The sequence below is a fragment of the Clostridium sp. CCUG 7971 genome (genome assembly GCF_017590215.1).
Taxonomy (GTDB): domain Bacteria; phylum Bacillota; class Clostridia; order Peptostreptococcales; family Peptostreptococcaceae; genus Faecalimicrobium.
The window spans coordinates 37,362-49,481 of record NZ_JAFFPK010000010.1 but is presented as its reverse complement, the minus strand read 5'-3'; the positions used below and the strand labels follow the sequence as shown (position 1 = coordinate 49,481).

General features: G+C 28.0%; 11 protein-coding genes and 1 other annotated feature. Of the genes, 8 read left to right on the top strand and 3 right to left on the bottom strand.

The window, feature by feature from the left end; all coding sequences use genetic code 11:
* The coding region (locus JWF52_RS01855) for an oxidoreductase dimerization domain-containing protein (RefSeq protein ID WP_502711242.1) at positions 1 to 210 on the top strand (210 nt) is incomplete at its 5' end.
* Positions 211 to 302: 92 nt separating this feature from the next.
* Here the strand turns inward: JWF52_RS01855 and JWF52_RS01850 are convergent.
* Entirely contained in the window at positions 303 to 1,220 is a 918-nt protein-coding gene (locus tag JWF52_RS01850) for a ribonuclease Z (protein ID WP_208331652.1), read from the bottom strand.
* Between the two features lie 376 nt (positions 1,221 to 1,596).
* On the opposite strand from JWF52_RS01850, the gene JWF52_RS01845 reads away from it, so the two are divergent.
* The 3 genes from JWF52_RS01845 (at position 1,597) to JWF52_RS01835 (ending at position 6,215) form a co-directional block, all read left to right on the top strand.
* Positions 1,597 to 2,739, top strand: coding sequence for a pyridoxal-phosphate-dependent aminotransferase family protein (locus JWF52_RS01845; RefSeq protein ID WP_208331651.1), 1,143 nt, complete (start codon positions 1,597 to 1,599; stop codon positions 2,737 to 2,739).
* Positions 2,740 to 2,763: 24 nt separating this feature from the next.
* Positions 2,764 to 3,291 (top strand): ECF transporter S component, encoded by a 528-nt coding sequence (locus JWF52_RS01840; RefSeq protein WP_208331650.1) that lies wholly within the window; start codon positions 2,764 to 2,766, stop codon positions 3,289 to 3,291.
* Positions 3,292 to 3,449: 158 nt separating this feature from the next.
* Positions 3,450 to 6,215, top strand: a complete 2,766-nt coding sequence (locus JWF52_RS01835) for a calcium-translocating P-type ATPase, PMCA-type (RefSeq protein ID WP_208331649.1) — start codon at positions 3,450 to 3,452, stop codon at positions 6,213 to 6,215.
* Between the two features lie 58 nt (positions 6,216 to 6,273).
* Here the strand turns inward: JWF52_RS01835 and JWF52_RS01830 are convergent, their stop codons facing one another.
* Both JWF52_RS01830 and recX read right to left on the bottom strand, forming a co-directional pair.
* Positions 6,274 to 6,672 carry a hypothetical protein gene (locus JWF52_RS01830; protein ID WP_208331648.1) on the bottom strand — a complete coding sequence of 133 codons (399 nt, stop codon included), beginning with the start codon at positions 6,670 to 6,672 and terminating at the stop codon, positions 6,274 to 6,276.
* Positions 6,673 to 6,885: 213 nt separating this feature from the next.
* Positions 6,886 to 7,500 carry a recombination regulator RecX gene (gene recX / locus JWF52_RS01825; protein ID WP_353654855.1) on the bottom strand — a complete coding sequence of 205 codons (615 nt, stop codon included), beginning with the start codon at positions 7,498 to 7,500 and terminating at the stop codon, positions 6,886 to 6,888.
* A gap of 142 nt (positions 7,501 to 7,642) precedes the next feature.
* Between recX and nadD the strand changes: the two genes are divergently transcribed.
* The 4 genes from nadD (at position 7,643) to leuS (ending at position 12,064) form a co-directional block, all read left to right on the top strand.
* Complete coding sequence (gene nadD, locus JWF52_RS01820; RefSeq protein ID WP_208331647.1) at positions 7,643 to 8,332, top strand: nicotinate-nucleotide adenylyltransferase; 690 nt, start codon at positions 7,643 to 7,645, stop codon at positions 8,330 to 8,332.
* Positions 8,333 to 8,902 carry a bis(5'-nucleosyl)-tetraphosphatase (symmetrical) YqeK gene (gene yqeK, locus JWF52_RS01815; protein ID WP_208331646.1) on the top strand — a complete coding sequence of 190 codons (570 nt, stop codon included), beginning with the start codon at positions 8,333 to 8,335 and terminating at the stop codon, positions 8,900 to 8,902.
* 115 nt (positions 8,903 to 9,017) lie between these two features.
* Entirely contained in the window at positions 9,018 to 9,368 is a 351-nt protein-coding gene (gene rsfS, locus JWF52_RS01810) for a ribosome silencing factor (protein WP_208331645.1), read from the top strand.
* A 30-nt stretch (positions 9,369 to 9,398) separates the two neighbouring features.
* Positions 9,399 to 9,591, top strand: a binding site (T-box leader).
* Positions 9,592 to 9,643: 52 nt separating this feature from the next.
* Entirely contained in the window at positions 9,644 to 12,064 is a 2,421-nt protein-coding gene (leuS, locus tag JWF52_RS01805; protein ID WP_208331644.1) for a leucine--tRNA ligase, read from the top strand.
* Positions 12,065 to 12,120: the final 56 nt, after the last annotated feature.

Sequence of the window (12,120 nt, the reverse complement as noted above, 5' to 3'; positions counted from 1 at the left end):
GTAAAACTTGTATATGATGCAAAAACTAAAGTTATATTAGGTGGGCAAGTTGCTGGATTTAAAGATTCAGTTCAAAGAACAAATGTAATAGCAGCAGCTATATTTGGAAAATTAACAACTAATCAATTAGGAATGTTAGATTTATGTTATGCACCACCATTTGCAAGAACATGGGATGTATTAAACGTAGCAGGAAATGTAGCTAAATAGTTAAAATAAAAGCATCTATAAATTTATAGATGCTTTTTTGATAAAAGGAAATTATAATTCACCAATACAGTTACTTAGACAAAGCGAATTTTTTATTCTTTAAAATTTAAATTTATTTCTAGTCTATCTTCACCTGCAATTGTATTTTTAAATACTTTAGTAGCGTTATCTAAATAAAAATTAGGATCTTCAAGAGAAGGACTAAAATGAGTCAGTACAAGCTTTTTTACTTTTCCCAGGGATGCTAAATTAGCAGCTTCTCTAAAGGTCATATGTTGATTTTTAACAGCTTTTGAAATCTCTAAGTCATCCCCATACATAGATTCGCATATAAATAAATCGCTATTATTTATAAAATTTGGGATTGTATCTATAGGTCTTGTATCAGTTATAAAACTAACTTTAATTCCTTTTCTATCATCACCTAAAACCATACTAGGAGTATACTCTACATTATCTAAAACAACATTATCTCCAGACTGAAGTTTATTCCAAAGTATCTTAGGTACATTATTAGAAGTAGCTTTTTCTATATTAAACTTAGCTTTTCTTTTAAAATATAAGCTATATCCTAAACACTCAGTTGAATGTTGTAATTCCAATGTAGAGATTTCAACGTCTTTCAAATGTCCATTACTTAAAGAAAATGAACCTTTAGGGTTTTCAATAATATTTATTTTATAAGGTAAATATTCAATTAAAATTTTAATTGCATTCATAACATCTATTATTCCTTTAGGACCTACAATCGTTAAATCTTCAGTCCTAGAACTATTTCCTATAGTTGACAAAAGTCCAATAAGTCCATTTATATGATCTCCGTGAAGATGAGTGATACATATTAAATCTATATTTTTAAATCCACAATTTTTCATTCTCATAGAAACCTGAGTTCCTTCGCCGCAATCGATAAGTATTTTTCTTCCCATATAGTTTATAAATAGAGAAGACAAAAATCTATTAGGCATTGGCATATTACCACCACATCCGAGCAAAACTAAATCAATCATATTTATCTCCTTATAGGTATTATTTAGTATAGTATTTGTATTTGAAAACATATTTATTTAATTATTTTAACATTTATTTTTATACTTTGTTATAGTATTAAAACTTTAAATTTGACAACTTTATATTAAAAATTTCCTAGGAAATAGTATTTTTGTATTTCTTATGACAATTATATTTAATATAGTAGAATTTATAACTTTGTAAAGTTTAATTTGTCTAAATTAAAAGATAGTAAGAGTATATTTTAATATTATAAAGTTGGTTTGAATTTATACATTAAACTGTATTCATACAATTACTAAAAAAACATAAATTGTATCGCTTTGAATAAAACTTAGCTATAATATTTTTATAATAGCAAAAGGGGGAGATTAAGTGAATAATAAATTTGTTTATACGCCAGGACCAACATCTATAAGAGAGAATATTTTGTTAGCTAGAGCGCAAAAAACAACCAATCCAGATATAGATAAAGATTTCTTTGATTTTTATAAAAATACATGTGAAAAGATTGGAAAAATAATAAATACTAAAAATGATGTTTACATATTAAGTGGAGAAGGAATATTAGGTCTTGAGGCAGCTTGTGCATCTTTAACAGAAGAAGGTGATAGAGTGCTTGTAATAGATAATGGAATATTTGGAAGAGGGTTTGCGGATTTTATTACTATGTATGGCGGAGAAGTAGTGTATTTCTCAAATGATTATAATAAAGATTTAGATGTAGAAGATTTAAAAGCATTTTTAGAAAAAGACAATAATTTTAAATATGCAACGATAGTTCATTGCGATACTCCAACAGGTGTATTAAATAATATAAGTGAAATTTGCCCACTTTTAAAAGAGTACAATATATTGACAGTTGTAGATTCTGTTGCAGCTATGGTTGGAGAAAGATTAAATGTAGATAAATGGCAAATTGATATAGCTTTAGGTGGATCTCAAAAGGCAATATCTGCGCCAGCTGGCCTTACAATAGTAAGTATTAGTGATGATGCAAAGATATCTATTAAAAATAGAAAAATAAAGATAAGTGGATTTTATTGTAATTTAAGTATATGGGAAAATTACTATGAAAATAAAAGTTTTCCATATACAATGCCTATAAGCGATATAATGGGGCTAGATAAAGCAATAGATAATATATTGGATGAAGGAATAGAAAATATACTTAATAGACATGCAAAAATAGCCTTAGCTACTAGAAAAGCTATAAAGGAATATGGGCTAGAATTATTTTTAGATAAGGGATATTCAAATACCGTTACAGCAATAAAGATACCAGAAGGTATAGGTGCTCTAAATTTATCTGATTATATGATACAAAAATATAACACACTTGTAGCTACGTCTTTAGGTGAATATATGGATAAAATATTAAGAATAGGTCATATGGGAGAAAATGCTAGGTTAGAAACTATAATATATATATTAAATATATTAGATAAGAGTTTAAAGGATTTAGGTTTTAAAGGTGATAAGAATTTAGTTGAGCTATTTAATAAATATTATAATTAGATATGAAAATTTAGGGGGGAGACTATGGAAACTACAATTAGAAAAGAAAAGTTTACAACTAGAGATTTGGTTGAAACTTCTTTACTTATAGTATTGGTATTTATAGCAACTAAATTTATAAATATAAAACTTCCTATATCTATAAATGGTGGATTAATACATTTAGGAAATACAATGTTGTTTATATCAGCGATAGTATTTGGTAAGAAAAAAGGTGCTATATCTGGTGCTTTTGGAATGGCATTATTTGATTTGGTTTCGGGATGGACTATGTGGGCTCCATTTACATTTATAGTAAGAGGAATTATGGGATATATAATAGGTAGTATATCATGGTCAAGTGGGAAATGTGGAAATAATACAGTTACTAATATTTTTGCTATAATAATATCTGGTATATGGATGTTAGTTGGTTATTATATAACGGAAGTAATATTATATGGAAATTTAACTGTTCCCTTAACATCAATACCAGGAAATATAACCCAGGTAGTTATAGGACTTATAATAGGATTGCCTATAGCTAAAGTTATAAAAAAATATATAAGATAGTTTAAACACTACTATAGTTTATCTTTAGATATAAATAATAAACTATAGTAGTATTTTTTATATAATGTTTAAAAAAATTTAGTAATATTTTCTAACTACCCTTTATATAATATTTCATAGGACAAGTATAAATTAAGTTTAACTAGGGGGATAAAACTATGAAATATTACAACAAACCGAAGGAAGAAGTTTTAAAACACCTTAAAGTAGACGCCTTAAAAGGCTTAAATAGTAATGAGGTAAAGTTAAGGAATGAAAAATATGGGAAAAATGAATTTACAGTTAAAGACGAAAGTTCATTTTTTGATGAATTAGGGAAAAGTATAACTGAGCCAATGATATTAATATTATTAGGAGCAGCTATTATAAGCGCATTTGTAGGTGAATTACATGATGCAATAGGTATAATAGGCGCTATAATATTAGGAATATCTATAGGGATAGTAACAGAGGGAAAATCTAAAAAGGCAGCTCAATCACTTTCTAAACTAACTGAAAATATAGAAGTAAAAGCCCTTAGAGATGGTAAAGTAACAAAGCTTTCTAAAAATGATTTAGTTCCTGGAGACATAGTATATATAGAAACAGGAGACATGATACCCGCTGATGGAAGGATTATTGAATCCATAAACTTAAAAGTTAGAGAGGATATGCTAACTGGTGAATCTGATGATGTAGTAAAACGATCAGATGTTACAGTTGATACGGAAGTTATATACTCAAGAAATGATACTAAGGAGCAAGATGCAATTCTATCTAAACAGATAAACATGGTATTTGGAGGAACATTAGTTGCATATGGTAGGGGAACTATGGTAGTTACATCAATTGGTGATAGTAGCGAAATGGGAAAAATATCAAAAAATTTAGATCAAGATGCTATTTCAACTCCCCTTCAAATTAAATTAGGTAAATTAGGTGCTCAAATAGCAGCTATATCAGGAACTATAGCAACTTTACTTTGTATATATATTATGTTTAATCTGCATACAAAGGGGCAATTAATACTAGATAAATCTGGTTTTATACCATTTTTACAGTCATTAGAACCAGCAAAAGATGCATATATGGTATGTATAGCTTTAATTGTAGCAACTGTGCCAGAAGGGTTACCTACAATGGTGAATATAACTTTAGCTATAACAATGCAAAAGATGGCTAAGATAAATGCTTTAGTAACTAAAAAAGAAGCTTGTGAGACAATAGGTGCAGTATCAGTAATTTGCTCAGATAAAACAGGAACATTAACTCAAAATAAAATGATGGTAGAAGTGGCTTATATAGATGGTAATTATGTAGACAACTTAAATAGTGACTACAATAGCTATAGCTATTTTAACGAAAATTGCACGGTTAATTCTACTGCTGATATAGAAAAAGATGGTAAAATTTATAAATATATAGGGAGCGCAACAGAATGTGCATTACTTTTATATAACAAAAAGGATTATAGAGACGTACGAAAATGTACAAACTTAATATCTCAATTACCATTTAGCTCAGATAAAAAAAGAATGTCTTCACTTATTCAAAAAGACAAATCAGAAATATATTTATGTAAAGGTGCTCCTGAAATTATTTTAAAAAACTGTTCTTATATTCAAAAGGGGAAAGATGTAATAAAAATTACAAATGATATAAGAAGTCGCATATTGAGAGAAATAGAAAAACTACAATCAAAATCTATGAGAACATTAGGATTCGCATATAAAAAAATAAATAAATCATATTCACAAGTAGCTGCAACTTATGAAGATGAATTAGCTATTACAGAAGAAGTTGAACAATATGAAAATTCTTCTGACTTAGTATTTAGTGGATTTGTAGGAATAGTAGATCCATTAAGGGATGGTGTTAAGGATTCTATAAATACAGCTAATGATGCAGGTGTAGAAGTTAAAATGCTTACGGGTGATAACATAAACACAGCAAAAGCAATAGGTAAAGAAATAGGATTATTAGAAAATGGAAAAAAAGCAGTTGAAGCAACATATATAGATTCACTTACAGATAAAGAGTTAAGATCAGAAATAAAAAATATATCAATAGTTGCCAGAAGTAAACCAGATACAAAAATGAGAATTGTATCAGCACTTCAAAATAATAATGAAGTAGTTGCAGTCACAGGTGATGGAATAAATGATGCACCGGCACTTTCTAAAGCTGACGTAGGTATAGCTATGGGAATATCAGGAACAGAGGTATCTAAAAATGCAGCAGATATAATATTAACAGATGATAGTTTTACCACTATTATTGATGGAATTAAGTGGGGAAGAGGTATTTATGAAAACTTCCAAAGATTTATACAGTTTCAGTTAACAGTTAATATCGTTGCTTTTTTAATAGCAATTTTATCTCAAATAATGGGAAAAGAAATGCCATTTACTACAATACAATTATTATGGGTAAATATAATAATGGATGGACCTCCAGCATTAGCTTTAGGCTTAGAACCTGTTAGAGACTATGTATTAAATAGAAAACCAATAAATAGAAAAGCTAATATAATAACTAGATCTATGGTAGTTAATATAATTATTAATGCATCTTTAATAATTATAGCTGTATATTCTCAGTACCTAAATAATTTCTTAGGAGCTACAGCAGAAGAACAAGGGACTGTGATATTTTCATTATTTGCATTTAATGCATTATTTAATGCATTTAACTGTAGAGAGTTTGGGTTAAATAGTGCAGCAACTAATTTTTTCAAAAATAAATTAGCTATACAAGTAATAATTATAACTGGAGTTTTACAAATTTTAGTTATTCAATTATGCCCAGGACTTTTCAATGCAGTTTCGTTAGATACTAGTATGTGGATTAAAATAATACTATCTTCATCTGCAGTACTGTTAATAAATGAATTAATTAAATTTATTCTAAGAAAGATAAGAAAAAATATAAAATTTACAAAATAGTTAATATAAATCCCCTTATAATAGTACACTTTAGTGTCTATTTATAAGGGGATTTATATTAATTTAGATCATCTTTATCATTTGAATTAAATAACTCTGTGAGATTTTGAGCTGCAGCTCCAATTAAAAAAACTACCCATGCATAATCCCATCCATCAAATATAAAACCTATTAAAAAAAACGAAGATATAGATAATAACCAAATTGTAGAAGCTATTATTTCGCTTTTTTTAGATTTAGAAGGCTTATAGATTTTGGTATAAGGATTTTCTTCAGAAGTGAATCCTAAATATACATAAATTCCAATAGCAGGTATTAAACATATAAAGAAAAATACTAATCCAGTAATCTCAGATTTTGAAACTTCTGACAAAATAATTAATCCAAGAACGCCAACCAATATTAACATTGTGGCAAAAGAATATCCTGAGGCTCTTTTCTTTCTATTTTGGTTCATAGTTAAAACCCCCTTTAATTAATATATATTAATTAAAGAGGGTTTTGTTGTAAGTAGAATTATCTAATGCTATCTTTTTTATATAGTTGTATAACGTTATAGATGCCAAGTGCAAGACTTAAGCCACCTATTATTAATGATTTCAAAAGTATTACCTCCTAATTAGTAAAAAAATTCGCTTCTTTTATGTCCATTTCTTTGTATATAAAGAATTTAAAAATCATATTCATCAGTATTTAAAAGCTTGCTTAAAACTCTTTTTATAATATCATAATTAAAGCCTTTATAAGCTAAATGTTGAGAGATTTTTTGATATATTTTTCTTTTATCTTCATTTTTTATGCGATTATATCGTTTTTGAGCTAAATATATAGCATTTTCAAATTCAGCATTTTCATCAATATCATTAATAGCTTCATTAATAGACTGTTTATCAATACCTTTATTGTATAGATTTTGTTTAATTTTATTTCGTCCACATCTATTTAAGTTAATATTAGTATTAACAATTTTTTGAGCTAAGATATCATCATTTATAAAATTATTCTTCTTTAAAAAATCAATAACTTTATCGATTGTATCTTCTTCAAATTCATTAGATAGTTTTTCTCTTATTTTCTTTTCAGATTGATCAGCCTTAGATAAAATATTTAAAGACTTATTTTTAGCTTTTATATACATCTCATCTTTAATTAAAGGTTTTAATACTTCTTCTTCTATCTCCATTCCCTTTTTTAAATTAAAACTGTAAACTAACTCTGTAAATATAGCCATGAAAAATTCATTGTTTACATATATATTAACTCTATCAGTATTTTTTTTTGTGATTCTATTTTAGTAATTATAGCCATTTAAAATCTCCTTTGTATTATTTATAGATATAAGTATATACTAAAAAACAATTTATAACCTTTAATAAATTTAAAATAATGATACAATAGTAATATAATTTCTATAAAGGAGAGCAAGTATGAGTATTGATAATCTAGTTAACAAAGCAAAGCTAATAAATAATAGTAAACTAGAGAAATTTAAAAGTAAGAATAAGAAAATGAAAATAGGAATAATGGGAGGAACATTTGATCCAATTCATTATGCCCATTTAGCGACGGCTGAATTTATTAGAGACAAGTATAAAATAGATAAAATACTTTTTATACCATCAGGTAATCCTCCACATAAAAAATTAGATATTACAAATAAGTATGATAGATATAATATGGTACTTTTAGCAACTAATAATAATGATAACTTTATCGTTTCAGATATAGAAATAGAAAGAGAAGAAAGAACTTATACCGTAGATACTTTAAGAGAACTTAAGAAAAAGCATAGTAACATAGATATTTATTTTATAACAGGAGCAGATGCTATTTGTGATATTGAAAGTTGGAAAGATGTAACTGAAAACTTTAAATTAGCCACATTTATTGCTGCAACTAGGCCAGGTATAAGTGTATTAAGATCTCAGGAAAAGATAGAATGTCTAGAAAAAAAATATAATGCTAATATAATAAGTGTTTATGTTCCTTCTTTAGATATATCTTCCACATATATAAGAGATCAATTAAAGGAAAATAAATCAATAAGATACTTAGTTCCTGAATACGTAGAAAAATATATATATGACAATGAATTATATAAGCATGGAGAGGAATAAATGATTTTAGAAAATATTAATAGTAAATTAAAAGAAATGCTACCAGAAAAGAGATTTAACCATTCTTTAAATGTAGCAACATGTGCAGCTAAGTTAAGTGAAATATATAATTATGATAAAGAAAAAGCGTATTTAGCTGGAATTGCACATGATTGTGCAAAATATTTAAATAAAGAAGAAGTTAAATACTATGTAAATAAATATAATATTAATTTAGATTCTTTAGAAAAAGATAATTTAGCGCTATCTCATAGTGTTATAGGATCATATATAGCTAAATATGAATTAAATATAGAAAATGATGATATAATTAATGCAATAAAGTATCATACTACAGGTAAAGAGAATATGGATATGTTAGAGAAAATAATTTATATTGCAGATTTAATAGAAGAAGGAAGAGATTTCCCAGGAGTTGACAAGTTAAGAGAATTAACTTATTCAGGAAAACTTAACGAGGCTTTAATAGTTTCCTTTAATAATACAATTAAGTTTGTTATAGACAATAACCAAATGATACATCCAAGAACTATAGACGCTAGAAATTATCTTATAAAAGAAAATTTGTAATGATTTAGTAACTTAATATAAAATATTTATCAAAAATAAAAATTTCATATATAGAGATTATTATTTATGGTATAATAGTTAAATGTGTTTAAAATTAGGAAAGGTAGGAGATTATATGACTGTAGAACAAATGACAAAAGTTATATACGATGCAATAGATGACAAATTAGGTCAAGATATATCTATAATAAATATAGGTGCAGTATCAAGTTTATGTGATTACTTTGTTATAGCAACAGCTGGTTCTCAAAGACAAGTAAAAGCTATAGCTGATAATGTAGAAGACGAATTAACTAAGCTTGAAATAGAACCAAGAGGGAAAGAAGGATATGAATCTCAAACTTGGGTACTTCTTGATTATGGTGATGTTATGGTTCATGTATTCAATGAAGAAAGTAGAGCATTTTATAACTTAGAGAAGTTATGGAAAGATGCACCATTTGTTGACGTTGACACTTTAGCATAAAAGTGATAACATAAAATATTATAACTTAAAATTAATTAAATAGACTAGAGTAGTAAAAGAATATGTTTTTTCAGAGAGCTAGTGGTGGTGTGAACTAGTAAAATATACCTTTGAACTTGCTAGATATAATCTATTTAGCCGTAGTTGGCATAAAAACTATCTAAGAGAGTCTAATTTTTAGGCTAATTAGGGTGGTACCGCGAATATAATCCTCGTCCCTAAACGTAAGTTTAGTGATGGGGATTTTTTAATATAAAAATATAGGAGGAAATTAAATGAACGTTTATAAACCAAATGAAATTGAAGCTAAATGGCAACAAACTTGGGAAGAAAACAACCAATACAAAACTGATACAAATGATACAATAAAACCAAAATATTATGCATTAGAAATGTTCCCGTATCCATCAGGTAACTTACATATGGGACACGTTAGAAACTACTCTATAGGTGATGTTGTAGCAAGATTTAAGAAAATGCAAGGATATAATGTTCTACATCCAATGGGATGGGATTCATTTGGACTTCCAGCAGAAAATGCAGCTATAAAGCATGGAGTACATCCAGATAAATGGACTATGCAAAACATAGCGGAGATGAGCAGTCAACTAAAGACATTAGGCCTTAGCTTTGACTGGGATAGAGAAATAGCAACATCTACACCAGAGTATTACAAATTTACTCAACAAATATTCTTAAAGATGCTAGAGCATGGACTAGCATATAAAAAGAAATCTTTTGTTAACTGGTGTCCATCTTGTGAAACAGTTCTTGCTAATGAGCAAGTTGTACAAGGTGCATGTGAAAGATGTGACTCTGTTGTTGTAAAAAAAGACTTAGAACAATGGTATTTTAAAACAACTCACTTTGCAGAAGAATTACTTCAAGATATAGATACTTTAGATGGTTGGCCAGAAAAAGTTAAAACAATGCAAAAGAACTGGATAGGAAAGAGTACTGGAGCAGAAATAACTTTTGATATAGATGGAAGCGATAGGAAGATAACAGTATTTACTACTAGACCAGATACAGTTTATGGAGTTTCTTACATGGTTTTAGCTCCAGAACATGCGTTAGTGAAAGAATTAGTTGCTAAAACTGAATATGAAGCAGATGTAGAAGCTTTCGTTCAAAAAATGCATACTATGACTGAGATAGAAAGAACTTCAAGTGATGTAGAAAAAGAAGGAATGTTCATAGGAAAATATGTAATAAATCCTGTAAATGGAAAGAAAGTTCAATTATGGATAGCTAATTATGTACTTGCTGATTATGGAACAGGTGCAGTTATGGCAGTTCCTGCGCATGATGAAAGAGATGGCGAGTTTGCAGCTAAGTATAACTTAGAAGCTGTTGAAGTTATAAATGAAGACAACGTGATGATAAACTCTGGTGAGTTTGATGGAATGGATGCATCAAAAGCTTTTGATGCTATAATAGAAAAAATAGAAGAAATGGGAAGAGGAAAGAAAACAGTTAACTATAGACTAAGAGACTGGTTACTTTCTAGACAAAGATACTGGGGATGCCCAATACCTGTAGTATATTGTGATGAATGTGGTATAGTTCCTGAAAAACAAGAAAATTTACCAGTATTATTACCAACAGATGTTGAGTTTACAGGTAAAGGTGAATCTCCACTTACAACTTCAAAAACATTTATGAATGCTACTTGTCCTCATTGTGGAAAGTCAGCTAGAAGAGAAGCAGATACAATGGATACTTTCGTTGACTCTTCTTGGTATTTCTTAAGATATATAGATCCTAAAAATACTGAAGAACCATTTAGCAAAGAAGCTGTTAATAACTGGATGCCAGTAGATCAATATATAGGTGGGGTAGAACATGCAATACTTCATCTTCTTTATTCAAGATTCTTTGTAAAAGCATTTAATTCAATGGGAATGTTAGATTTTAAAGAACCTTTCAAGAACTTATTAACTCAAGGTATGGTTTTAAAAGATGGAACTAAGATGAGTAAATCTAAAGGTAATGTTGTAGCACCTTCAGAAATAATAGAAGAGTATGGAGTTGATACTGCTAGATTATTCGTATTATTTGCAGCTCCTCCAGAAAGAGACTTAGAATGGTCAGATCAAGGTGTTGAAGGATGTTTCAGATTCTTAAATAGAGTTTATAGATTAGTGGATGAATTAAAAGACATTACTAAGTTAGATATATCTTTAGGAGAATTAAACAAAGAAGATAAGGCTATGAGATATACTATAAACACTACTTTAAAGAAAGTAACTGAAGATTTAAATGAAAAGTTTGGATTTAATACTGCAATATCTGCATTAATGGAATTAATAAATGAAATGTATAAATACAAAGAATTAGATAATAGAAATGATGCAGTTATAAAAGAAGGTATAGAAACAATTGTAACTATACTTGCACCATTTGCACCGCATATGGGTGAAGAATTATGGACTATGATAGGCAAAGAAGGAAGTATATTTGATATAAGCTGGCCTAAATACGATGAAACTGCATTAGTTAAAGATGAAGTTGAAATAGTAGTTCAGGTAAATGGTAAAGTAAGAGGAAAATTAAGTGTTGCTTCTAATATATCTAGAGAAGATATGGAAAAAGTAGCGATGGAAGATGAAAAGATAAAAGTGCTAGTTGAAGGCAAAACTGTAATTAAAGTAGTCGCAGTACCTAAAAAGCTAGTTAATATAGTAGTTAAATAATTTTCTTAGGAGTAGTTTAAATAACTACTCCTTTTTTATATTAATTAATGTCAAAA